The following is a 22583-nucleotide window of genomic DNA, read 5'->3' as shown; positions in this document are numbered from 1 at the left end:
CTCCGATGCAAGGCGTCGATCGCCATGCAACGTTCAGGCATCACGGTGCGGTACTCGAACAGCACGAAGGAACTGAGGGTCCCCACTCGGCGCTGTTACGAAGGAATTAGGCAACGTTCGCCCCGCTGTGACGCGTCGCTTGATTGCTGCGCCGGGCGGTCAGAATGATCACGTGGCTGAACGTGTCCAGGTCCGGGAGATCGATGACGACGAGGGCAGGCGGTTGCTGCGGATCACCGCAGAGGCACCGGTTCGGTGGTGACCTGGCGGCGGGCCCAGATGGTGCTGCTGTCCGCGCAGGGCATGTCCGTGGCGAAGATCGCCGAGGTGACGTTCACGAGCCCGGACCGGGTCCGGGACGTGATCCACAACTTCAACGCGGACGGCTTCGAGGCGCTCTACCCGAAGTACAAGGGCGGCCGGCCGAGAACCTTCACCCTTCCGGAACGCCGGGAGATCAAGAAGATCGCCAAGTCCGGGCCGGCTGAGCACGGCTTGCCGTTCTCGGCCTGGAGCCTGGTCAAGCCGGCCGACTTCCTGGTCGCCGAGGGGGTGGTCGACGACATCAGCCACGAGGGCCTGCGCATCCTGCTCCGCGAGGAGGGAGTCTCCTTTCAACGCGTGAAGACCTGGAAGACCTCCCGCGACCCGGACTACGCGGCCAAGAAGGCCCGCATCGAGCATCTCTACGCTATCGCCGGCGGCGAGGTCATACCCGAGGACGGTGAGCCCGAAGTCGTCTTCTGCAGGACCAGTGAGAACAGGGAGTTGTTCGACCCGATCACGGTAGGCACCACGCGCTACCGCTACCGGGGCGCAGCTATCCCTACTCCCTGGCCGACCGAGGGATGAGAACAACCACCACGAACCCCTCGGGGCTTGTGGAGAGCCGGGTGCGGTGCCAAGTCGCATGCCCGGTTCGGGAAGCGGCTCCGGGGAAACGGACCGGTCGAAAGACCGGAACCGCGCCCCGGGCCGACTTCACCAGCACCTGATAGATGCACCCCGGAGAGACGGGACTGAGGTGAGGCGTATACCGCGGTATACGCCTCGCCCGTTCAGAGACCCCGTCACCCGACGGTTCGGGCAGCCGCTGATCTCTCACGGTGAAGGTTGAGCGATTCTCAGCGAAGGTTGAGTGGCCGTTGATGCCTGGCTGTCTGGGGAGACGGTGGGGGAGCCGGTTCTCGCGTACGGCGATCCTGTGCTTGGCGCCTTCGACCTGGACTTCTTTGACTACGGACTGCGCCGACGTACCGCGTCAGGCGCCGGGGGGCGCGGCGCTGCCGGACGTGCCGCTGCCGGGCACTGGTCCTCTGCCCTGTTCTAGGTACGGATGAAGCATGTCTACCCGGCGCTGCGGTCGGTGCCGTCCCCGTCCGGACCGGGGGTGTCCTGTCCCAGGCCCCGACGGATCGCGATCTCCACGGGTGAGTACGCGCCGTCGGCCCGCTCCAGTTCGTATGGCGCGGCAGGCATCTGGGCGGCTGGGCCATGAAGCGCGGCCGCACGCCATGGTGCGGTTGCGCCGCGTGCACCAGGAACGGATGGCACAGGAAGACGTTGCCTGGGGACCCGGTGGCGAGGGCGAGTGGCCGGTGGCCGGACGCCGCCACCGGATCGGGCGCAAGGGTCAGCCCGCTCGCCCCGTCCTCCCCGTACTTCTCCAGCACCTTCGGCACGTCGAGGTGTGAGCCGACCCGGATCCGGGTCGGGGCGTCCTCCTCACCGACCTCGCTGAACAGGAACAGCATCAGCAGCGTCCGGCCCCGGGAGCGGAGATTTGTGAAGTATCAGCTCTCGCCCTCCGGCAGATAGCTCCCCTCGATGTGCCAGCCCGCGTCGTCCGGCTCCTCCTCGTGCAGGAAGCGCAGCGGGAACGTGCCCAGCGAGTAGCGCGGCTCCCAGCGTTCCGCGCCGACGAGCAGATCGTACGCGCGCTGCAGGGACGGGGAGTTGGGTGCGGCGGCGAACGGCCCCTGTGCCATGCCGGCCACCCAGTGCACGGGCTGCGTCCACGTCGCTGGATCGTCCGGGTCGCAGCCCGTCTCTCGCCACAGCAGCCGCGCGCAGTCCGCGGCCACGCGTGGGGCGACGGCGCCCTCCAACTTCACGAAGCCGTCGTGGAGGAAGCGGGATACCAAGGTCGTGTCATCCATGCCCCCATCGTGCGGCGGCACCGGTCCCGCTCACCCGACATTCTCCGCACCGCTTTTGTCGGGTGTTCACCGAGCCCCTTCCTGCCCCTCTCAGAAGAAGCTTCCGCGACGGCGCCCACCGCCACGCATCCCAGACGCTTCAAAATCACGAATCGGCTATACCCCCCTCCGCTCCGAAGCCCTGGACCTACTCAATTTTTGCTGAGAAACGCTCAACCTTCCCTGCGAGAGGTCAGCCGCGCTGATACTGCGTCCGCGTATACCGCGGTATACATCCGCCACGCGGAACACCCAGGGTGGTGCAAATGTCCGGCTCGATCATCTGCAATGCTGTTCCAGTCCGAGTACCGAGAACCCCTCGGGAAGCACACGGAAACGGAGCATCATGGCCTCTTCCATCCTCGTTGTATCCACCGACCCACAGGGATCCACCATCTGGTGGGCCGACCGGATCGGCGACAACCTCCCCTTCGACTTCGCGACTGCCCACGAGGACCCCGACAGCCTCGCGGAGCTCAAGAACCTGGGCGCTGAGATCCACGTCATCGCGAACCAGAAGGGTGGAGTCGGCAAGACGACCACCACGGTCAACCTGGCAGCAGTTACACACGATGTTCTCGGAAGCAGCGACCAGCGGCAGCACATCTTCATCGACACCCCCGGCAGCCTCGAGAACGAGCACATCCTCGCGGCCGCACTCGACATCGCTGATGACGTCCTGGTCCCGCTCCCCCCGGAACCTCTCGCGTTCGACCCGACCGCGCGCACTATCACCCAGGTGATCGCACCCCGGGGGCTGCCGTACAAGGTCGTCGTCAATGCCTGGGATCCGCGCGACGGCAAGGCCGACCGCGATGAGACTCTTGAGTACATCGACGCCATGGGCTGGCCACGCGCCAACACCGTGATCCGCCGGTACAAGATTCATACCCGTGCGGCGGCCGAAGGCAAGGTCGTTACCCAGTACGCAGACAACGGCACCACGCTCCGAGCACGCGAAGACTACTTCCGGTTGGCGCTGGAGCTCGGATACGGAGGCCGCCGCTGATGGCCGGCCGACGACTCAACCTGGCCACCCTGGCCGGAGCAGCCGTGGAGAGCACCCCCGGCAGCAGCAAGCCCACCCTGGTTCACGTGGCGCCCGACCAGGTGGCGCCCACTCCCCTCAACCCCCGCCAGGACTTCGACCCGGTCAAGCTCGAAGAGCTCGGCAACAGCATGCGCACCGGGCAGCTTCAGCCGTGCGTCGGGATCACCCGGGCCCGCTACGTCAAGCTGTTCCCCGAACACGAGGAACTGCTGCCGGACTGCCGGATCGTCATGGCCGCAGGGGAGCGGCGATGGAAGGCTGCCGTCCATGTCGGACTCCCTACGCTCGACGTACATGTCCGCGAGGACATCGCCGAGTCCCGCGTCAGGTTCCTCGCAGCTGTTCTTACAGAGAACGTCGAGCGGTCGAACTTCAACTACATCGAAGAAGCCCGTGGCCTTCAGCAGATGTTGGAGATGACCAACGGCAACCAGACGCAGGCTGCAGAGAAGCTGCAGAAGTCGAAGCAGTGGTTCAGTCAGCGCATCGGTCTGTTGCGTCTCTCCGAGGAGATGCAAGCGCTCGTCATCTCTGGCGAGCTCAAGGCGTTCCGTGACATGCGGATGTACTCGGCGATGCCGCCCAGCGATCAGCTTGCCGCGTGGAAGGCCGATCGGTTGGCTGCGGAGCAGAAGGCGGACAGGAAGGGATCCCCCACGCCTGCCCCTAGCCCCGTGCCTGCCCCCGGCCCCGGGCCTGCGAGAGAGCCCGCCGCACCGGCGCCCAAACCTGAGCCGGCGTATACCGCGGTATACACATCCTCCAGTTCGGAGGCAGGATCAGAGCAGTCCGAGTCGCGCGTAGAAGAGCCGCTGTCAGCCGAATCACCGGGCACTGTCCCGCTCAAAGCGTTGCCCGTCCCTGTGCCACGCGACGCCGCTCCTGAATCGCCGGAAGCCGAGCTGACCCCTGTCACTGAGCAGAAGCAGGCCCTGGCCGCCAACTGGGAAAGGTGGTTTGACCGGCTGATGGAGGAACTGTCCGAGCTGGACCGGCACATGCTGACAAAGAAACTCCAGCGCGTGATGCTTAGCGAGACGAGCCGGGTCGAGGACTCCCAGGCATAGCGTCAAGCGTCATTGGCGGCCCCGTTCTTTCACCTGGTGGTGGGAGAGCGGGGCCGCTTTGTCGTGGCGGGGGTCGGATTCAGTGGGCACCCCATACCTGCCGAGGTTCTTCGGTCACACGGCTGACAGTCGAGGGGTTGCGGCCTGGATTGCCGAACTGGAGAGCTGGGAGAAGGGCAAGCAGAAGCAGCGGATGCACACGCAGCCTGCGACTGTCTCGCAGCAGCCCCCGGAGCACCCGGTTTACCGCGGTAAAGCAGAGCGAACCTGAAAGTGCAGGACCTGAGATGGCCAAGCCCTCACCAGAATTGGAGACGCCGTCGGTCACTCCTGTTCAATCGACTGCCCCCAAGTCAGGCGCTGAGGCGGCCGGACCGCCTGATCCGACGTTGCCGGAGCCTCGCTCGAAGCCATGGGCAGCTCTGCCGGCTGCCGAGCATCCGGCGCAGGATGCCCCGAAGGACGTTGCGGGGGAGTGGCAGCTACCGCCCGGCGGGCTGGAGCCGGTGTTCTACGCTCTCATGGCGCGGTTGGGCGAGCTCGACCGGCACAGGCTGACGAAACGACTGCACAAAGTCACGGGTGAGGAGCTCGTGACAGCTCCGCAGCCAAGCAGCCCGTGACCACGATGGCCTGACAGTGCTGCGGCCCCGTTCTTCCGCCCGGCGGTGGGGGAGCGGTACCGATCTTCTCGCGGCCGGTTGGATTCCGGACACCCGCGCCTGCCGGGATTCCTTACAGATGATCGTGCTGTACACAGACGAGGCCCGCTGGGCCATCGCTCGCTTGGCTGCTGCACGACGACATCCTCAAGCCCGAAGACCGCCTCGTAGGACTGCTATTGCTCCTCTATGTTCAGCATCAGGCTCGCAGAGCTCGCTCAACCGCTCTGTTCCAGCTCACCACCGAGCTGCCCACCGCAGCCCCCGCTCGCACCCCTCAGCATCACTCGCCCTCGCGGTCAAATGGCAGCGGACCGCTGCTGGAGACTGGGGCTCCGATACGGCGAAGATCAGCCGGCGCAACGGCACTGTCCCCACCATGAGGCAGTTGAACGACGATTCGCAATGACACACGCCTGGGTCACATCAATGGGCGGCCCCCTAATCCTGATCCCGGAATCGGTATGCCAGTACTGGACTGCCTGCCCGCGCAACCACCCCGCTGACGAAGGCGACTACGGTCGCGCCTGCTCAATCGAGGCGGGTCGAGTCACCGCCTCGACAAGGGCCGAGCACCCACGCCGCATGTGCTCGCAGAGACGGGTCCGACAGGGGAACGCAACTCCCGTCGAGTCGAAGAGCTCGGGAAAAGAACCTGAGCGTCCTCCGACCACGACGTCGTGGTCCAGCGGTACACGTCACGGTTTTGCAGGGCGAAGGGTCGGAGCACTCTACAAATGAACGACCGCATGGTCCGCGCACGCGCCCGGCTCGAAACGGCGTCCTGGTCGAATACCAGGAAGACGCAGCCGCCTGACCATGCGCCAACCGGCTTACCCTTCAATTCCTCACGAAACAGCACCAGCGGCCCTACGCTGCTGTGTCATGCGGGAGACGCGCCTCGACACTGCTCGGATCCGGGCGGTTCGCCGGGTAATCGACCCGGCTTTTCTCGACACTCCGCTGCACCGCTGCGAGGCGCTGGAGCCCGACCTCGGGTGCACGGTGAGCATCAAACTCGAAACGGCGAACCCGGTCCGCAGCTTCAAGGCCCGAGGCACCGAGGTAGTCGCGAGCCTGCTCGCCGACAATGGCCCGCGAGCCGTGGTGTGCGCCAGCGCGGGCAACCTCGGCCAAGCCCTCGCATGGTCCGGTCGCGGCCGGGGACTCGACGTCACCGTCGTGGCATCACGCTTTGCGACAGCGGCCAAGCTTGATCGCATCCGCGCACTGGACGCCAGGCTGGAGCTGGTGGACGGCGACCACGAGATGGCTCGCGAGCGGGCCGCGGCCATCGCGCGGTGCGACGGCATCCGGCTGCTCGAAGACAGCCTGGACATCGAGACCTGCGAGGGCGCGGCAACCATCGGCCTGGAACTGGCGAACACCGTGCCGTCTTTCGACACTGTCCTGATCGCTCTCGGCGGTGGGGCTCTGGCGACCGGCGTGGGTCATGTGGTGAAGACCTTGACACCCGAAGTCGAGGTGATCTGCGTCCAGCCGCTGGGCGCACCGGCGATGACACACTCGTGTCACAGGCGGCGCGTCGTCACCACCGACTCGACCAACACCATCGCTGATGGCGTCGCCGGCCGGCGTCCCATCCCGGCCGTCCTGGACGACCTCCTCCTGGTCGCCGACGACGCCATCCTGGTTCGGGAGGCGTCGATCACCGCCGGTATGCGGATGCTCCTCCACTACGCCGGCCTCATCGTCGAATCGTCGTCCGCGCTCGGCATCGCGGCGATCCTCGAAGACCGCGACCGCTTCGTCGGCCGACACGTGGTCACCATCGTGTGCGGCAGCAATGTCGACGTGGACGCCTACCACCGCTGGGTCGGCGCGGCTCCCGTCCACAGGTCTTGTTAAGCGCTCGAACGGTCCCTCAGAGAGTGCCGGCCACACCCTCCTCACCCGTACGGAGCACTCAATGCCTTTTCAGGACAGGCGAAACCGGCTGTACGGCCTCCTGGCAGCCTGCCAGTCATCCGGATGTCTCGCCATACCGGCCCCTTGCCAGCAGGCCGCCAGCACTGCCTTTCTGTCGGTCGAATTTAGTGCAGGATGCGAGTTTTCACCGGTTTGGAGCGATGTGTACATCCTGCCGCGCACAGCGGAGGCCGGGAGGGGGGTTTCACGAACCTGGCCAGCAAGGGCCGATGCCCAGATCATGCGCCAGGTTTCGTCCCACTCGCAGCCGCAGCTGCTGCCGTGGTGCGGGTGCGGGTGCCGTAAGAACACACCCCACGTCAGGACAGCGCGCGGGATGCGGGGGATGAGCTCTGAGGGGTCGTCGCCGGGGTAGAGGTGAAGGTTGCGCCGGCCGTGGACGCGGGGCGCCGTACGCATGGCTCAGCGGGTCAGGTTGGCGAGGAAGGACTCGGCTGCCGACCACGGGGTCAGCTCGATGCCGAAGCCGCTGTGCGCATCGGGTCCTTGGATGTGGACCAACCGGCCGGACAGGTAGACGACGTCGCCGGTGCGGAACGCCCCGGTGTACGCACCGAGGTAGCTGCGAAGGTGGATGATCCGGCGGGCGAACACGGACGGCTCGTCGACCGTGGACTCCGTGACCGTGTCCACCTCGATCCCGTAGAGCGCCGGCGTGACCAGGCCCTCGGAGTGATCTGTGATCCGGGCAAGGACGGAGATGGCCCCTACCTCTTTGGCCACCACCCCGGCGAACGTCTTGTCGCCGTCGGCTCTCAGCGGCTCACAGTTGATGTGCGCCCCAGCCCCGGCTGTCAGGCCCTGCAGTTTACGGGCCTCCTGGCGCATGAGCGCGCCGAAGCTTGACCCCCACCATGTACTTGGCGTGCCGGACGTACAGCCGGGTTGAGGTTCCCCCGGTGTGCGGGAGGTGCTGATCAGCTGGTCAGGGCGGGTTGACGGACTCTCAGGTTCGTTCGTTCGGCCGTTGCCTGGTCGGCGTAGTGCTTCTGCTCGAACTCGACCGGGCTGAGGTGGCCGAGTCGTTTCTGGATGCGCCGGGAGTTATAGAAGCCGTCGATGTACTCGAATAGTGCGAGGTTCGCCTCGGCTCGGGTGGCGAAGACGCACCCGCGGATGCACTCCGTCTTGATCAGTATCCACAGATTCTCCGCGAGAGCGTCATCGTACGAGTCCCCGACCGAGCCCATGGATGCGTGAACTCCCGCCTGCACCGAGCGAGTTGTGAGCTTCACAGACGTGTACTGACAGCCGTGGTCGGCGTGGTGGACGAGTGTGCGGGGCTCGACCTCGCGGGAGGCGAGGGCGTACTCGAGGGTGGCCAGGACCAGGTCGGCGTCCGCGCAGGCGGAGGTCTCCCAGGCCACCACCCGGCGGGAGAACGCGTCCCGGATCGCCGACAGCCACAAGTCCCTCACTGGTCGCAATCATCGTGAGGCCGGTGACCCACAGCCGGTTCGGAGTGGGCGCCGTGAAGCCACGCTCGACCAGGTCCGGGGCGAGCGTGGCCTTGGGATCGCGGCGCGTGAAGCTGCCCCGGCGGGCTGACGCCCGCGATGCCGGCCTCGCGCATCAGGCGCTCGACCCGTTTGCGGCCCACGTCATACCGTCGAGGGCGACGCGGCGACGCGCATCAGTCCTTGCGGCGGCGAGGCCCCGCATATCGCTCGCGTGGTGGGGCCGACGCACCCGCGCGGCGCCACCCGGCACGTCAGGGCCAGGTCGGCCGATCAGGTGCCGATACCGCGATTCTGCGTAGTCCCTTCGAGTAATGCGCTACCCATAAAGAGCGAACCGTAACAATAAGGGGCGGGGGTGGAAGGAAGATCGACGGGAGAGTGGTGCATGCCCCTGCGGAGGCGTAAGGCGCAGCTGAAGGCCCGGGCCGGGAAGACGGCGGTCAGTGGTTACGGTGCGGTGGATGGGCGCCTGCCCGTCAGCGAGCTGGCCCGGCAGTTGCTGCGCAAGGCTTTTCCCGACCACTGGTCCTTTCTCCTCGGTGAGATCGCCCTCTACTCCTTTGTGGTCCTGCTCCTCACCGGCGTGTACCTCACTCTGTTCTTCGACCCGAGCATGATGGAGAGCGTCTACACCGGTTCCTATGTGCCCCTTCAGGGGGTGAGGATGACGCAGGCCTACACCACCACCCTCAACATCAGCTTCGCCGTGCGCGGAGGCCTGCTGATCCGTCAGATCCACCACTGGGCGGCACTCGTGTTCGTCGCCGCGATCGCCATCCATATGCTGCGGATCTTCTTCACCGGCGCCTTCCGCAAACCGCGGGAGGCCAACTGGATCGTGGGCGTGACACTGTTCGTACTCGCGCTTCTCGAAGGATTCGCGGGCTACTCGCTGCCCGATGACCTGCTGTCCGGTACGGGCCTGAGGACGGCGGCCACCATTGTGGGGTCGATCCCTGTCGTCGGAACGTACCTGGAGCTGTTTGTCTTCGGGGGACAGTTCCCGGGCGATGCCGTGATCCCCCGTCTGTACCCCGTGCATGTCCTGCTCGTGCCCGGCCTGATCGTGGCGCTGATCACCGCTCATCTCATCCTGGTGGTCTATCTCAAACACACCCACTGGGCGGGTCAGGGGAAGACCAACGAAAACGCCGTCGGCTCACCGGCGTTTCCTCAATTCACCGCGAAGACCACAGGTTTTTTCCTCATGGTGTTCGGCGTACTGACCTTGCTGGGCGCGCTCGCCCAGATCAACCCCGTATGGAACTACGGCCCCTACCGCGCCAACCAGGTCTCGGGTAACGCACAGCCGGACTGGTATGTCGGGTTCCTGGAGGGCGCGCTCCGGCTGATGCCGCCATGGGAGACCGACATTGCGGGCCACACCGTCATGTGGAATGTGTTCATTCCAGCGATCGTGCTGCCAGGCGTGGTCTTCACAGTGCTTTTCCTCTATCCCTTTTTCGAGAAGTGGGTGACGGGCGACCACAGGGAACACCATCTGTGCGACCGGCCGCGCAATCGGCCGACCCGTACGGGGCTCGGCGTGGCGGCCATCGTCTTCTACGCCGTTCTCCTGGTCGCCGGCGGCAACGACGTCGTAGCCTTCTCGTTCAGGGTTTCGGTCGAGGTCATGACCTGGATCCTCAGAACCGCGCTGATCGCCGCCCCACTCCTGGCCTTCGCGCTGACCAAACGCCTCTGCCTCGCCCTTCAGATGCGGGACCTCCATCGGCTGACCGAGGGCGAGGAGACCGGCCAGGTGACACAGTCGGTGAACGGCGATCTCTCGGAGAGCCGCCGTGGCCTGAGCCCGACAGCCCGCTACCGCATCCTGATGCGTGATGTCCCGACACCCCTGGAGCTCCCCGCGCAGGGCCCGATCTCAAGTCGGCGACGGCTTCGGACCGTACTGAGCGGCTGGTACTACGGGGACCTCGTGGAACTGCCCGTCACGGAGGAGCAACGGTCCCGGATCGTGGAGCGGACGACACGGCCGGAGCCGGTCCGCGAACGCGAGGACTGAGAACCACCCTCAGTCCTGGACACGCACGTACTGGAAGACCATTCCGAACACCCCCGCCAGGACCAAGCCCAGCCCGATCAGGAACAGCCACAGACCGAACACCACACCGATGGCGAGCAGGGCCATCCCCGCGGCTGTCAGTGACGGCCAGATGCTGTGCGGAGGAAAGAAGTCCACCGGACCGGACCGCTCGTGGATGTACCCGTCCCCGCGGTCCTCGGGGCGCAGGCCCTTCCTCCGGTAGTTGGTGGCGAAGAAGAACGTGACCAGCAACGCCATGAGGAACGAGACGGTGAGAGCCGCCGTGCCTGTCGGATCACGGGACCACACGGCGTAGAGAACATCGGTCACGAGGAAGAACCCCGCGACCCCGGCGAAGACAATGGCCTCGGTCTTCATTCGCCCGACTCCTCTTCAGCGCCCGATGCGGAGCGGGACCCGCCTCGGCCGAGGCCCGGCTTTTGCTTCTCCGGCGTGAGGGGATGGTGCAGGTCGAAGGCCGGCGAGTCGGAACGCACGCGGGGCAAAGCCCGGAAATTGTGCCTCGGCGGCGGACAGGAGGTTGCCCACTCCAGGGAACGGCCGAACCCCCACGGGTCGTCCACCTCGACCTTGGGCGCGTAACTGCTGGTGTGCCACACGTTGTACAGGAACGGCAGTGTCGACAGGCCCAGCAGAAAGGAGCCGACGGACGAGATCGTATTGAGCAAGGTGAAGCCGTCCGCCGCGAGATAGTCGGCGTAACGCCGGGGCATTCCGGCCTCACCCAGCCAGTGCTGGACCAGGAAGGTCAGCTGAAAGCCGATGAACAAGGTCCAGAAATGGATACGTCCGATGCGTTCATCCAGCATGCGTCCGGTCAACTTGGGCCACCAGAAGTAGAAGCCGCCGAACATCGCGAAGACTACTGTTCCGAAGAGCACGTAATGGAGGTGGGCGACGATGAAGTACGAATCGGTGAGATGGAAGTCCAGCGGGGGTGAGGCGATCAGCACTCCACTGAGGCCGCCGAGGAGAAAAGTCACGAGGAAGCCGATCGCCCAGAGCATGGGTGTCTCGAACGAGATACTGCCGAGCCACATGGTGCCGATCCAGTTGAAGAACTTGACACCGGTGGGCACGGCGATGATGAACGACATGGCGGAGAAGAAGGGCAGGAGAACGGCTCCTGTCGCGAACATGTGGTGGGCCCAGACAACCGCCGAGAGCATGGTGATGCTGATCGTGGCCATCACCATTCCGAAATACCCGAACATCGGCTTCCGGCTGAACGCGGGAATGATCTCGCTCACCACTCCGAAGAAGGGCAGCGCGACAATGTAGACCTCGGGATGGCCGAAGAACCAGAACAGGTGCTGCCACAGCAGCGCCCCGCCGTTCGCGGCGTCGTAAACATGGGCCCCGAACTTCCGGTCGGCTTCTAGGGCGAGCAGGGTGGCGGCGAGCACCGGAAACGCGAGCAGCGCGAGGATCGAGGTGAACAGTACGTTCCAGGTGAAGATCGGCATCCGGAACATGGTCATACCCGGCGCTCGCAGACAGACGATCGTAGTGATGAAATTGACCGATGCCAGGGTCGTACTGATCCCCGACAGCACGAGGCCCATAGTCCAGAGGTCTCCGCCGGCGCCGGGCGAGAAGACGGCACTGTTCAGCGGTGCGTAGGCGAACCAGCCGAAGTGGGCCGCGCCGCCGGGCACCACGAATCCGGACACCACGATGAGTCCGCCGAAGAGGAAGAGCCAGTAGGTGAGCGCGTTGAGGCGGGGGAAGGCGACGTCGGGCGCGCCGATCTGAAGCGGCATGATGGCGTTCGCGAAGCCGCCGAACATCGGCGTGGCGAACAGCAGCATCATGATGGTGCCGTGGACAGTGAACAGCTGGTTGTACTGTTCCGCGCTGACGATCTGCAGTCCTGGCCGGGCCAGCTCCGCGCGCATGAGCATGGCCAGCACTCCGGCCAGCAGGAAGAACCCGAACGCCGTGACTATATAGAGATTGCCGATGACCTTGTGGTCGGTGGTCGTCAGCCATCCCATGAGTCTCACACCGGCATTGATGCGCTTGTTGGCCACCGGCGCGGCCGACGCGGCTTCCTGCAGGTCCTGCGCCATCAGTTCTCCGTCCCTCCCGGTTGACTCGATGGTGGAGCCTGCCACCGTGGACGACCCGTACGACTGGCGGTGACACCTCGAATTTCACCAATTCACCGGTGTTCCGATCGGGTGTCCCAGGGGCCCGCATCGTCCAGGACGCCAGGCGGTCATGAGCCGGAATGTCGTCACGTCCGGTGCGAGCGCCGGGGCCGCACCACTCAGTCGACAGCCTTCGGAACCAACCGTGCCGGTGGCCGGTGCGCCCTGCTGGGTGAGCCTGATAGCACGGGACCTGCGCGCGGCACAGTTCTTCTACGCCGGTGTCATGGGCTGGACGGTCAGGCCCAGCATGCTCGGCAGCGAGTTCTCGGTGGCTCTGGCACATGGTGAACCGGTCGCCGGGATCGTGCCAAGGCGGTGACCATCTGGCCGTCTGGACCCCGTACTTCGCCGTCGGGGACGCAGACGAGACAGCGGGACGGATCAGCGAGCGCGGCGCCACCCTCGCCGTCGGCCCTCTGGTCCTGGGTGAGGGCCGTGCCGGGATCGCCGCGGACCGGGACGGTGCCGTGTTCGGATTCTGGGAAGGCCCGGCCCTGACCTGGTCGGTGGGGCGAGGCAAAGCCCCGGTCCGGCTGGGCCTCCAGACCCGTGACGCGTTCGACGCCGTCATCTTCTACGCGGAGATCTTCGACTGCGCGCTACTGGGAGAGGTTCCGGCAGAAGGGGGACCCGCAGAAGTCCCCCGGCCGTCGCCGCGCTCGAGGAAGTCCTGTACGAGGGATGCCAGGCCCGCATCCACGTCCTCTTCGACGGACGGCCCACCACCGGTGTCCTGGGGCCCGCCGCCCGCGAGCAGTTCGCCACTGTGATCGTGGCGCGGGTCACGGCCGACACCTGGCAGCGCTTCGCCCCGGTAGCCGGCCCCGCCCCGAAGTTCAGCGCGCACCCGGGCCGCGTCCACGTCGTCCAGGACGGCACCGCCCACCAGACGCAGGCGCGGCTCCTGACTGACGCCGAAGCCGCCACCTGGCTCACCGCCACGGCGGCCGGAGAGATCTGACCCCGAGTCGCACACACCTACGGCCCCGGGGGATCAGTCATCCCCGGGGCCCGGCGTTATGGAGTCGCACTGTCCAACGAGGCGGCGGCCCTGGCGTCACGCGGGGGCCGACTGCGGCACCTCCAGCACCCCAGCGACGGCCGCGGCGCCCTCGCCGAAGCCGTCCTCCGCGAAGCCGCACCGATAGAGGGCACCGCGCGCTGCGCCCAGAATCGCGCCCGCCTCGTGCGGGCCCTCTACGAACGGCTGGACCGTCTCACAGAAGCTCTCCCAGCCGCCCCGTAGCCCGATGGGGCCACCCAGAACCTCACAGTCGGCTTCTCGCTGGTCAGCGTTGTCCGACTGCTCTCCAGGTGACTGACTACTGCTATTAGAGGACCGGCATGTGCCCGGTCCGTGGCTGTGCTCGGCCAGCGCCGGATGTGGCATCGCCGCGCATCCGGTGTGTGTTTATGCTTCCACGCGCCGCCCCGCTCGGCCAGAGAAGCCTGATGCCGGAGAGAGATTGCCTGAACACTGAGAGTGGCGTGGCCAGAGGCTGCGCCACTCAACAGATCCAATCAGCATTCATGCGGTATCAGCCGCCACGGCTGCCTAACGGGGGACCAGCTCTCGTACGGGCCGCTCGAATGCGAGTGGGTCGAATCTGCTGCATGGAGGCGCAAATGGCAGACATCACCAAGATCAGCGTTCAGCTGGTAACGGCGACCGACCCGGGGGCCGGTACCGGCGGCTTCGTGTACATCGGGGTCGCCGGACGGGAGTTCCACGTGGACTCCCCCCGCAACGACTTCGAACCCGGCGACAACTACGAGTACATCTTCGGCGACGGCGCGAACGTGCTCGACGCCGCGCGGAACGACCCGCGCCTGCCCCGCCTCGACACCGACGATGCCGACCGCTTCCCCGTCTACCTCCGCTTCGAGGGCAACGACAACAACGACGACTGGTGCCTGGACCGCGTAAGGGTCACCGTCAACCCCGGCGGCACCAGCTCCCGCATCTACGAAAACCTCCGCCTCATCGGAAGCGGAGCTGATCAGAAGATCTGGCTCGGCAAGCGCTTCGGCGAGTCGGTCTACCTCCAGCGCCTCTGACACCCGGGTTCCGCCTCCCCGGTCCGGGCGCGGGAGGCGGAACCCCACGGCAGGCTGAAAGGTTACGCGACCTCTACCGGGACGCCTGTACCCCGCGACTGCTGCCCCGGCTGCTGAAAGCCTTATTCCGCGGCCCGGTGTTCGTCACCCGCCGACCCTGGAGTCAGGCTAAGCCTCGATCCATCGAGTGACTTGCGTCCTGTGGATGAGGAAACGAGGAGAGGTGCCTGCTGACCTGCGATGATGGGAGTTCTGACGCTTCCAGCACGCACAATGAGCAAGGCACCTCGTAGATGCAAGCTTCCCACACTCCGGCAGCGGTCTCCGCTGTATTCGATGACCCGAATCCGATCGCGCATGCCGGGTTGGTCCCGGTCATGCGGCTGGCCGAGCGGTGCGATCTCGCCGCTCTGGTGACGGACAAGGTGAAGCTGATCGGAGCGAAGAACGGTGCGGGTGCCGCAGCGGATGCCAAGGTCACCAGCATCGTGGCCGGGATGGTCGCGGGTACGGACAGCATCGACGACCTGGACGTCCTGCGGCACGGCGCGATGCCGGCCCTGTTCTGCAGGATTCGCGCCCAGTCCACGCTGGGCACGTTCCTGCGTGCGTTCACCCACGGCCATGCGCTTCAACTCCATGCCGTGCACCGCGGGTTCCTGGCCGCGCTGGCCACGCACACTCCACTGCTGCCCCGGCGCCCGGGAGAAGTTCGAAACACGCCCCAGACTCCACCTCGCCGAGGTCTTCGGCCTCGCGAAGAAGACCGCGATCCGCTGCACGGATTCGGCACACGCGCTGCTCTCAGCACCACGGCCCGGGTCACGTCGTGCAACACGGGCTGCAACGCAGCGCGCGTGTTGCACCCTGCGTTGCAGGCCCGCGCCCAAGTGCCTGAAGAGCTGCCAGCCCGCCGGTAGCACGAGACCACGGGAGACAGCGACATCCCCGGGGTCTCTGTGCACTTCGCTTGACCTCAGGCCCAACGACCGACCACAGCCTGCGTCACGCCCATTCCATGCCCAGCTCGCGCAGCGCGTCCAGTTGCTCTGCCGTGAGCTTGTCCCGCCTCGCGCGGGCGTTCGAGCACCACACCCCCAGTTTTTCACGACCACCGGCTCCGTCTCGCCGTTGACCGCGATCTCCTCGGCGTGGCCGCGCGGTACAGGCCGGTGGGCGCCTTCCCGTTCCACCCACTGCGCGAGGGCAGCCAGACCCCGTTGGAACGCCTGCTGCCCGGCGCGCGCGACGAAAAGACTGCCGGGCTGGGACAGGACACGCGGGAGGCGGGGATGTCAGGAGAGCCAGTCGGTGTAGCGCGTGGGGGCGAGGCGGGCGTTCTTGTCGGTGAGGACGTCGCCCTTGACGACCGCGAACATGCCGGCGGTGGGGTCGATGACGACGGTACGGTTGTCGCCCTTGTGGGACAGGGTGATCCGGCCCAGCTCGTCCAGGCTGAAGATCTCGGGGCCGGCGATGTTGCGGATGCCGTTCAGCGGGGCGCCGGCGGCAACCTCCGCCACCGCGTCCGCCACGTCCTTGGAGGCGATGGGCTGGATGGGCGTGGCGGGCAGCCGGATGGTGTCTGCGCTAGCGGTCCACGACAGGACTGCGTCCACGAACTCCATGAACTGCGTGGCTCGGACGATCGAGTAGGGGATCGGCCCGGCCGTGAGGATCTTCTCCTGGAGCGCCTTGGCGCGGTAGTAGTCCAGCTCCGCCACCTGATCCACGCCGACGATCGAGAGGATGACGAAGTGGCCGACGCCGCCCTTGTGGGCCGCGGCCAGGAGGTTGTCCATCGAGGTCCGGAAGAAGTCAAGGGAGGCTTCGTCGAAGGTCGGGGAGTTCGTCAGGTTGACGACGACGTCGGTTCCCGCCACCGCCTCGTCCAGTCCCTGGCCGCTGATGATGTCGACTCCGGTGGACTTCGAGTGCGGTACCGCCTCGTGTTCGGCGGCGTTCAGGTTCTTGACGACCTGCGACCCGATCAGTCCGGTACCGCCGATGACTGCGATCTTCATGACACGCCTTTCGTCAGGATTACATGCGCAATATGGCATATGAGCTGCTATGTGGGTGTGGCATGAAACGGCTCGTTGATGGACCGAGGACGGGTGGTGTCAGAGACCGTCGATGAACGTGACCGTTTCGTCGAGCGGCGCCTGGCCTATGCGGGCGTCGCCCGCTGTGACGTCTTCGAACCCGACCGACATGCCGCAGAAGAGGATGAGGTCGTTTGGGGGCGACAGGATGGCCGTGACGGTCCGGGGCCGTCTGCCGGTCGGCCGGCCCCGCACCCGACCGGGCGCGGTCGCCGCGGGCAAGGCGTACTCGTCCCGCGCCAACCGCGCCCACCTGCGTAAACACCGCATCAAGGCGGTTATCCCGGAGAAGAAGGACCAGGTGGCCAACCGCAAGAAGAAGGGCAGCCGGGGCGGTCGTCCCGTCACTTTCGACGCCGGTCTTTACCGTGATCGCAACACCGTCGAGCGACTGATCAACCGGCTGAAGCTCCTCCTTCCTTCGGGTGAGCTCTTCCGGCCCCCTGGAGGGTGAAGGCCTCACCATGGAACCAATGGTCCGCGTGGTGCCCGGGCCAAGCACGGGCCCCTGCGACGAAAGGACGTACCACATGCCCACGGAGGCCCAGCCCGGCCCGCTGCGGGTGCTTGTTTTCGGCGCCGCACTGCGGGCCGATTCATCCAACGCCCGCCTCGCGTCGCTCGTGGCCCGGCTGATTTCCGACACCGGCGCCACCGTCGACCACGCTGCGATGCACGATTTCGGCATGCCTTTGTACGACGGTGACGCGGAGGCCGCCGAAGGACTGCCGGACGGCGCTCTTTTGCTGCGTGACCGGATCGAACAGGCCGACGCCTTCGTCATTTCCTCCCCCGAGTACAACGCCTCCGTGCCGGGCCTGCTGAAGAACGCGATCGACTGGGTCTCGCGTGTGCGGCCGCAGCCGTTCAAGACCAAGCACGCGATGCTTGTCTCCGCCTCGCCGTCCCTGGTCGGCGGCAACCGAGGGCTGTGGGCACTGAGGGTCCCCCTGGAGCACCTCGGTACCCGTGTCTACCCGGACATGTTCAGCCTTGCCAACAGCTACCAGGCCTTCGCGGAGGACGGAACGCTGATCGACCCGGGGCTGCAGCAACGTCTGTCCGAAACCGTGGCCGGTTTCCTCAGCCTCGTCGAAGCCGATGTGCGTTACGTCTGTCTGGAGCGCCGGTGGTACGAATTCCTGGGCGACCGTACCGAGGCGTCCATCACCCAACGGGCCGAGGAATGAGCCCGGCCGAGGGGCTGGCGCCTGGTGTCAGCTGATATTCCGCCGGGCCGGGGTGTCCAGGCGCACGCGGAGTAGTCCGGCGAACTGCTGACAGGAGCCGGTGTCGAAGGCGGAGGCGCAGAAGAAGAAGCTCCGCGAGTAGCGCAAGCGGCTTCAGGCGGCCGGGCTACGCTGTTTTCTCGCTGGGCGGTCCCGCCCTCGTGCCAGGCGTAGTAGGAGGAGCGGGCGACCTTCAGTACCTGGCACAGCAGGACGATTGGGTAAGTCGCCCTCTCCGCATGGATCAACCGGTACAGCTTCGCTCACCGGTCGTTCTCCTTCACGAAGAGACCGTCGCTTTTTTCAGGATCCCGATCGTCTGCTGCTGTTCGCGGACCTCCTTGCGCAGCCGCTCGAGTTCCTCGCGTTCGGCGCTGGTCAGCTCGCCGGACTCACTCTCGCCCCGGTCCGCCTTGGCGGCGGTACCAGCCGCGCAGGGACTCCGAGCTGATGCCGAGCTCCCGGGCGACGGCGGTGACCGTCTTGCCCGAGGAATCGACGAGCGCGATCGCGTCTTGCTGCTGACCGATCGTGCGGTCCAGGCCGAACCAGTCGACGCTCTCGCGCAGGAACCTGCCGGCGTCCGGCCAGGCCGGCGGAACGTGGACCCCGCGCAGAGTGTCGATCAGGTCTCGCGGTGGGCCTGGGCGAGGTGGGAGGACAAGTGCCGGTACATCGAGGGTGTGTGCGGCAACACGCCCTCAGAGGCGAGCCGGTACATGACCCGGCGCAGCGTGACGCCGCACTCTCGTACCCCTCCACGATCTCCCGGGCCCGGTGTCCACGACGGCGTCGCACCGAATCCGTTCACGTGCCATACCGCATCCCGGCCTGTCAGCCGGGCACCGGATCGCGGAATCCCCGCCGCCGGGCAGCTCCCGGCCGGCACCGCAGAAGACGCCCCAGAACCAGCCGGCCACCACGCAGCGCACCATGCTGGTGCAGCGCCTTGACGGCGTAGGTGGAGCAGCTCGGCGTGTACGGACAGCACGCGGGCAGCAATGGACTGGCCTTCGTGCGGTAGCGCCGGACGACCTCATACAGCGCGCCCGCCGCCCGGCCGCCCGGACGGGGCGCCGCCGGATCCGCACCAGCGGATCTCGAGAACCCGGCCGCCCGAGGCAGGACAACGAGGAGAAGGGAGACGAGCCACATGTCGGGGCAGCACGTACGGCTCCAGAAACAGCTGTCGGCGCACACGTCGACGCAGTTCTCCTTTCGACTGCTGTCCCCGTTGTCTCTGCCGCCCTTGCGTCGCCCCGCCACCTGACCTGCCCCTTTCTTCGACTTCGGCATGATCCTACGGACGGCTGAGGATGCGCCGAAGGGCCCTGGTGACCCCGGCGGAACACGTTCGGCAAGCCCAGCCCGCCGCAGCGCCCAAGTCACTCCAGAGGCTGGCCGGGGCGACGTGGCGCAGCTCGATGGCGGCGGCAGTCGCCGACGCACTCGTTGGTGACTTCCATGCCGGAGTTGGCGAGGTAGCTCTTGACCGCCTTGCCGTTGTGGACGAGGGAGAGGGTCGAGTACATCGGGGTGGTTCTGGTTCTTGGTGAACTTCAACGAGTACCCGGTGGGGTTGGGCTGGGCGGTTTGGCCGGTGCCGGGCCGGGCGCCGGTGGGCGCGGTGACCGGAGCGTTCCAGGTGTCCGGACCGGCGACGCCGTCGGCCTGCAGGCCCTGGTTCTTCAGGAAGGCATGGACGGCGGCCGCGGTGAGGCCCCCGAACGCGCCGTCGGCGGTCAGGGAGTGCCCCTGTGCGGTCAGGAGCTGCTGGAGGGCGGTGACCGCGCCTCCTTGGCTGCCGGTGCGCAGGGTGGGCCATTGCCGGTCCTGGGAAGCGGGGGCGGCGGAGCGGGCGGCTGAGGCTGCCGGGGGTGACCGGTGAGCGCGGGCGCCGACTCGCTCGGCCGCGCCGATGATCGTGACGGGGTGCATGATGCCTCCCTCGTGAGCAGGGGCGGCGCGGCCCGCCAATCCATTTGGTGCACTGATCTAAAATAGAACGATACTCCAAGATGGTTCACCGATCTAATTTGGTACGGGGCTCCAAATGTGTCACATTTGGGACATGCCAACACGAGCACGCCGGACTCAGCGGCGTAACCAGGTGCTCTCTCGGGAGCAGATCATCGACACCGCGATCGACCTGCTCGATACGGGTGGTGAGGGCGCGCTGACCGTCCGGGCGATGACCGATCGCCTGGCCACCGGGTCGGGGGCGATCTACTACCACGTCGGCAACCGGGACGAGTTGCTGGACACGACGACGGAAACCGTCATCACTGCCGCTCTGGCCACCAAGCCCGCCCGGGCCGCGGCCTCGCCCGAGGGCGAGATCCGCGCCGTCGCACTGGCTCTGTTCGACGCCATCGCCGAACACCAGTGGCTCGCCACGCGGCTGACCCTCCAGATCATCCGCAACCCGGTCGGCCCGGTAACGGTGGGGATCTTCGAAAGGCTCGGCCAACAGGTAGGAGCCCTGGGCGTTCCGCAACCCCGCTGGTTCGACGCGGCCTCGACGCTCGTGCACTACATCCTCGGCGCGGTCAGCCAGAACGCCCGCGTCGAGGGGGACACCTCAGGGATCGACCCCGACGCGAATCGCGAGGAGTTCTTCGACGCGACCTCGGCCGCGTGGCAGGCACTCGACCCCGAGGACTACCCGTTCATGCACGCCATCGTCGGCCAGATAAGAGAGCACGACGACCGCGAGCAGTTCCTCACCGGCATCGCCGTCGTCCTCGACGGCCTCACCAACCTGCGCTGACCCACCGCATCCGGCCAGGCAGCCCCCTGTTTCGTTTCAGAAGGGAAACTCTCATGCATGACGTAGTAATCGCGGGCGGCGGCCCGGTCGGCCTGTTCCTGGCCGGCGAACTGGCCCTGTCCGGCTGCTCGGTCCTGGTCCTTGAGCGCGACCGGGAACTGTCCTCGCCCCTGAAGGCACTCCCGCTCGGCATGCGCGGCCTGAACGCCGGCTCCGCCGAAACGTTCTATCGCCGCGGCCTGCTCGAAGCGATAATGGATGCCTCGGGAGCCGACGAGAAGGAGGTCGGCGCCGACCCCGACGCGAGCGAGGCACCTGCTCCCCACGACGTGTCCCATTTCGCGGGCATGGGCCTGGACGCGGCTGGCATCGACGCGTCCGCACTTCCATTCCGGCTGCCCAGCCCGGCGATGGAAGGCTTCATGACGAGCCTGGAAGCAGTCGCGACAGTGGTGGCCGAGCGGGCCGCTACCCTCGGCGTGGAGATCATCCGCGGCGTTCCCGTCACCGCTGTGACGCAGGACGACGAAGGCGTCACCGCCACCGCCGGCGGCCAGGAATACCGGGGACGCTGGCTGGTGGGATGCGACGGCGGGCGCAGCGCGGTGCGCGAGTTCGTGGGCTTCGACTTCGTCGGCACCGAGCCGCTGTTCACCGGTTACGTCGCCAAGGTCACCTTCGCCGATCCCCAGCAGTTGCCGCTTGGCTTCAACCTGACGCCGACCGGCATGTATCTGCGCACGCCCTTCGAAGGCCACCTGGGCATGAATGACTTCGACGGCGGCACCTTCGACCGCTCGCAGCCGCTGACGCGCGAGCACCTCCAGGCGGTCCTACGCCGCATCTCCGGCACCGACGTGACGCTCACCGAAGTTCAGCTCGCCTCCAGCTTCACCGACCGTGCGATGCAGGTGAACAGCTACCGCAAGGGGCGCGTGCTGCTCGCCGGGGATGCCGCGCACATCCACTCCCCGCTCGGCGGCCAGGGCCTCAACCTTGGCATCGGCGACGCCGTCAACCTCGGCTGGAAGCTCGCGGCGACCGTGCACGGCACCGCGCCTGATGGACTGCTCGACACCTACACCGACGAGCGCCACCCCGTCGGTGCCGCGATCCTGGACTGGTCGCGGGCCCAGGTGGCGACCATGAAGCCGGGCCCCAACGCCCCCGCGCTGCGCAAGCTGGTGTTCGACCTGATGAGCACTCGCGACGGGGTGACCCACGTCTACCGGCAGACGTCGGGACTGTTCCACCGCTACGACCTGGGCAGCGAGCAGCCGCTGGTCGGCCGCACCGCCCCCGACTTCCGCTTCACAGACGGCACCCGCCTTGGTGAACTGCTGCGCCGGGGACAGGGCGTGCTCCTCGACTTCACCGCCGACCGCGCGCTGCAGAACGTGGCCAAGGGCTGGGAAAGGCGGATCCGGTACGCGGCCGGACCGGTGCGCAACGACCTCGGATTCACCGCACTGTTCATCCGGCCGGACGGCATCGTGGCGTGGGCAGACACCGACGCCAACTCTGAGGCGCTCCAGCAGGCCGCGACCCGCTGGCTCGGCCACCCTCAGAACTAGCGGGTCACCGCGGACAGGGGGAGCGGGCGGGGCTGAGTGAACAGGCCCCCGATCACGAAGTGTTCGGGCCGGCACGAGGTGCGTCCCGGCCCGGCCCGCTCTCAGAGAGCGTCGGCGACAGCCCCCCTCTCCACCACCCGGCGCCGCACCACAACTCCCTTACACCCAGGGCGCTTTAGCCCGCCCTCGTACGAGCGCCTCGGAGAAGCCATGAGCACCCACCACCCCATCGCGA

General features: G+C 66.8%; 17 protein-coding genes and 9 pseudogenes. 15 read left to right on the top strand and 11 right to left on the bottom strand.

Annotated features, from left to right (window positions below):
- Positions 1 to 172: 172 nt before the first annotated feature.
- Positions 173 to 747, top strand: a pseudogene (locus ABZY11_RS16795) (helix-turn-helix domain-containing protein); the annotation flags it as partial.
- A 600-nt stretch (positions 748 to 1347) separates the two neighbouring features.
- Here ABZY11_RS16795 and ABZY11_RS16790 read toward each other — a convergent pair.
- A pseudogene (locus tag ABZY11_RS16790) lies at positions 1348 to 2159 on the bottom strand (phytanoyl-CoA dioxygenase).
- A gap of 385 nt (positions 2160 to 2544) precedes the next feature.
- Between ABZY11_RS16790 and ABZY11_RS16785 the strand changes: the two are divergent.
- From ABZY11_RS16785 to ABZY11_RS16770, 4 genes are all read left to right on the top strand, one after another.
- Complete coding sequence (locus tag ABZY11_RS16785; protein WP_326770378.1) at positions 2545 to 3207, top strand: ParA family protein; 663 nt, start codon at positions 2545 to 2547, stop codon at positions 3205 to 3207.
- Positions 3207 to 4316 carry a ParB/RepB/Spo0J family partition protein gene (locus ABZY11_RS16780; protein ID WP_356479840.1) on the top strand — a complete coding sequence of 370 codons (1110 nt, stop codon included), beginning with the start codon at positions 3207 to 3209 and terminating at the stop codon, positions 4314 to 4316. Before ABZY11_RS16785 ends, ABZY11_RS16780 begins: the two co-directional genes overlap by 1 nt.
- 851 nt (positions 4317 to 5167) lie before the next feature.
- Positions 5168 to 5719 carry an Imm21 family immunity protein gene (locus tag ABZY11_RS16775; protein ID WP_356479839.1) on the top strand — a complete coding sequence of 184 codons (552 nt, stop codon included), beginning with the start codon at positions 5168 to 5170 and terminating at the stop codon, positions 5717 to 5719.
- Between the two features lie 144 nt (positions 5720 to 5863).
- Complete coding sequence (locus ABZY11_RS16770; protein WP_356479838.1) at positions 5864 to 6847, top strand: pyridoxal-phosphate dependent enzyme; 984 nt, start codon at positions 5864 to 5866, stop codon at positions 6845 to 6847.
- 483 nt (positions 6848 to 7330) lie between these two features.
- Here the strand turns inward: ABZY11_RS16770 and ABZY11_RS16765 are convergent, their stop codons facing one another.
- On the bottom strand, positions 7331 to 7756 hold the full coding sequence (locus ABZY11_RS16765) for a hypothetical protein (protein WP_356479837.1): 426 nt from the start codon (positions 7754 to 7756) through the stop codon (positions 7331 to 7333).
- Between the two features lie 89 nt (positions 7757 to 7845).
- Positions 7846 to 8346 (bottom strand): IS3 family transposase, encoded by a 501-nt coding sequence (locus tag ABZY11_RS16760; protein ID WP_356479836.1) that lies wholly within the window; start codon positions 8344 to 8346, stop codon positions 7846 to 7848.
- Positions 8347 to 8773: 427 nt separating this feature from the next.
- On the opposite strand from ABZY11_RS16760, the gene ABZY11_RS16755 reads away from it, so the two are divergent.
- Positions 8774 to 10414: a cytochrome bc complex cytochrome b subunit gene (locus ABZY11_RS16755; RefSeq protein WP_356479835.1), complete on the top strand. Its 1641-nt coding sequence runs from the start codon at positions 8774 to 8776 to the stop codon at positions 10412 to 10414.
- Positions 10415 to 10423: 9 nt separating this feature from the next.
- Here ABZY11_RS16755 and ABZY11_RS16750 read toward each other — a convergent pair whose 3' ends face one another.
- Complete coding sequence (locus ABZY11_RS16750) at positions 10424 to 10813, bottom strand: cytochrome c oxidase subunit 4 (protein ID WP_351265461.1); 390 nt, start codon at positions 10811 to 10813, stop codon at positions 10424 to 10426.
- The gene (ctaD, locus tag ABZY11_RS16745) at positions 10810 to 12453 is read right to left on the bottom strand and encodes a cytochrome c oxidase subunit I (RefSeq protein ID WP_356479842.1); all 1644 of its coding nucleotides are present in this window, start codon (positions 12451 to 12453) and stop codon (positions 10810 to 10812) included. The genes ABZY11_RS16750 and ctaD overlap by 4 nt, the downstream gene beginning before the upstream one ends.
- A 337-nt stretch (positions 12454 to 12790) precedes the next feature.
- Here ctaD and ABZY11_RS16740 point away from each other — a divergent pair.
- From ABZY11_RS16740 to ABZY11_RS16720, 5 genes and pseudogenes are all read left to right on the top strand, one after another.
- A pseudogene (locus ABZY11_RS16740) lies at positions 12791 to 13202 on the top strand (VOC family protein); the annotation flags it as partial.
- A gap of 182 nt (positions 13203 to 13384) precedes the next feature.
- Entirely contained in the window at positions 13385 to 13573 is a 189-nt protein-coding gene (locus tag ABZY11_RS16735; protein ID WP_356479834.1) for a hypothetical protein, read from the top strand.
- A gap of 132 nt (positions 13574 to 13705) precedes the next feature.
- A pseudogene (locus ABZY11_RS16730) lies at positions 13706 to 13858 on the top strand (restriction endonuclease); the annotation flags it as partial.
- A gap of 380 nt (positions 13859 to 14238) precedes the next feature.
- On the top strand, positions 14239 to 14670 hold the full coding sequence (locus tag ABZY11_RS16725) for a hypothetical protein (protein WP_356479833.1): 432 nt from the start codon (positions 14239 to 14241) through the stop codon (positions 14668 to 14670).
- A gap of 293 nt (positions 14671 to 14963) precedes the next feature.
- A pseudogene (locus tag ABZY11_RS16720) lies at positions 14964 to 15317 on the top strand (IS1380 family transposase); the annotation flags it as partial.
- 358 nt (positions 15318 to 15675) lie between these two features.
- Here the strand turns inward: ABZY11_RS16720 and ABZY11_RS16715 are convergent.
- A pseudogene (locus ABZY11_RS16715) lies at positions 15676 to 15905 on the bottom strand (helicase associated domain-containing protein); the annotation flags it as partial.
- A 60-nt stretch (positions 15906 to 15965) separates the two neighbouring features.
- Complete coding sequence (locus ABZY11_RS16710; protein ID WP_356479832.1) at positions 15966 to 16694, bottom strand: NAD(P)H-binding protein; 729 nt, start codon at positions 16692 to 16694, stop codon at positions 15966 to 15968.
- Between the two features lie 241 nt (positions 16695 to 16935).
- Between ABZY11_RS16710 and ABZY11_RS16705 the strand changes: the two are divergent.
- Positions 16936 to 17184 (top strand): annotated as a pseudogene (locus tag ABZY11_RS16705) (IS5/IS1182 family transposase); the annotation flags it as partial.
- 121 nt (positions 17185 to 17305) lie between these two features.
- Positions 17306 to 17965: an NAD(P)H-dependent oxidoreductase gene (locus ABZY11_RS16700; protein ID WP_356479831.1), complete on the top strand. Its 660-nt coding sequence runs from the start codon at positions 17306 to 17308 to the stop codon at positions 17963 to 17965.
- Between the two features lie 431 nt (positions 17966 to 18396).
- On the opposite strand, the gene ABZY11_RS16695 is transcribed toward ABZY11_RS16700, so the two are convergent.
- From ABZY11_RS16695 to ABZY11_RS16680, 4 genes and pseudogenes are all read right to left on the bottom strand, one after another.
- Positions 18397 to 18534, bottom strand: a complete 138-nt coding sequence (locus ABZY11_RS16695; RefSeq protein WP_356479841.1) for a transposase — start codon at positions 18532 to 18534, stop codon at positions 18397 to 18399.
- A 304-nt stretch (positions 18535 to 18838) separates the two neighbouring features.
- Positions 18839 to 19036: pseudogene (yidD, locus tag ABZY11_RS16690) on the bottom strand (membrane protein insertion efficiency factor YidD); the annotation flags it as partial.
- A 353-nt stretch (positions 19037 to 19389) separates the two neighbouring features.
- On the bottom strand, positions 19390 to 19536 hold the full coding sequence (locus ABZY11_RS16685) for a hypothetical protein (protein WP_356479843.1): 147 nt from the start codon (positions 19534 to 19536) through the stop codon (positions 19390 to 19392).
- Between the two features lie 115 nt (positions 19537 to 19651).
- Positions 19652 to 19942 (bottom strand): annotated as a pseudogene (locus ABZY11_RS16680) (peptidoglycan-binding domain-containing protein); the annotation flags it as partial.
- A gap of 133 nt (positions 19943 to 20075) precedes the next feature.
- Here ABZY11_RS16680 and ABZY11_RS16675 point away from each other — a divergent pair.
- Positions 20076 to 20774 (top strand): TetR/AcrR family transcriptional regulator, encoded by a 699-nt coding sequence (locus ABZY11_RS16675; RefSeq protein WP_356479830.1) that lies wholly within the window; start codon positions 20076 to 20078, stop codon positions 20772 to 20774.
- A gap of 53 nt (positions 20775 to 20827) precedes the next feature.
- Positions 20828 to 22348, top strand: coding sequence for an FAD-dependent monooxygenase (locus ABZY11_RS16670; protein WP_356479829.1), 1521 nt, complete (start codon positions 20828 to 20830; stop codon positions 22346 to 22348).
- Positions 22349 to 22583: the final 235 nt, after the last annotated feature.

It is taken from the genome of Streptomyces sp. NPDC006510 (assembly GCF_040611955.1).
Lineage (GTDB): Bacteria > Actinomycetota > Actinomycetes > Streptomycetales > Streptomycetaceae > Streptomyces.
The sequence above is the reverse complement of the archived record's forward strand: the minus strand, read 5'-3'. Positions and strand labels throughout refer to the sequence as shown.

What these genes read in the sequence shown, in the direction of transcription:
- ABZY11_RS16785 (WP_326770378.1), top strand. Translation starts at nt 2,545, where the DNA reads ATGGCCTCTTCCATCCTCGTTGTATCCACCGACCCACAGGGATCCACC.
- ABZY11_RS16780 (WP_356479840.1), top strand. Translation starts at nt 3,207, where the DNA reads ATGGCCGGCCGACGACTCAACCTGGCCACCCTGGCCGGAGCAGCCGTG.
- ABZY11_RS16775 (WP_356479839.1), top strand. Translation starts at nt 5,168, where the DNA reads ATGTTCAGCATCAGGCTCGCAGAGCTCGCTCAACCGCTCTGTTCCAGC.
- ABZY11_RS16770 (WP_356479838.1), top strand. Translation starts at nt 5,864, where the DNA reads ATGCGGGAGACGCGCCTCGACACTGCTCGGATCCGGGCGGTTCGCCGG.
- ABZY11_RS16765 (WP_356479837.1), bottom strand. Translation starts at nt 7,756, where the DNA reads ATGCGCCAGGAGGCCCGTAAACTGCAGGGCCTGACAGCCGGGGCTGGG.
- ABZY11_RS16755 (WP_356479835.1), top strand. Translation starts at nt 8,774, where the DNA reads ATGCCCCTGCGGAGGCGTAAGGCGCAGCTGAAGGCCCGGGCCGGGAAG.
- ABZY11_RS16750 (WP_351265461.1), bottom strand. Translation starts at nt 10,813, where the DNA reads ATGAAGACCGAGGCCATTGTCTTCGCCGGGGTCGCGGGGTTCTTCCTC.
- ctaD (WP_356479842.1), bottom strand. Translation starts at nt 12,453, where the DNA reads ATGGGATGGCTGACGACCACCGACCACAAGGTCATCGGCAATCTCTAT.
- ABZY11_RS16725 (WP_356479833.1), top strand. Translation starts at nt 14,239, where the DNA reads ATGGCAGACATCACCAAGATCAGCGTTCAGCTGGTAACGGCGACCGAC.
- ABZY11_RS16710 (WP_356479832.1), bottom strand. Translation starts at nt 16,694, where the DNA reads ATGAAGATCGCAGTCATCGGCGGTACCGGACTGATCGGGTCGCAGGTC.
- ABZY11_RS16700 (WP_356479831.1), top strand. Translation starts at nt 17,306, where the DNA reads ATGCCCACGGAGGCCCAGCCCGGCCCGCTGCGGGTGCTTGTTTTCGGC.
- ABZY11_RS16685 (WP_356479843.1), bottom strand. Translation starts at nt 19,536, where the DNA reads ATGTACTCGACCCTCTCCCTCGTCCACAACGGCAAGGCGGTCAAGAGC.
- ABZY11_RS16675 (WP_356479830.1), top strand. Translation starts at nt 20,076, where the DNA reads ATGCCAACACGAGCACGCCGGACTCAGCGGCGTAACCAGGTGCTCTCT.
- ABZY11_RS16670 (WP_356479829.1), top strand. Translation starts at nt 20,828, where the DNA reads ATGCATGACGTAGTAATCGCGGGCGGCGGCCCGGTCGGCCTGTTCCTG.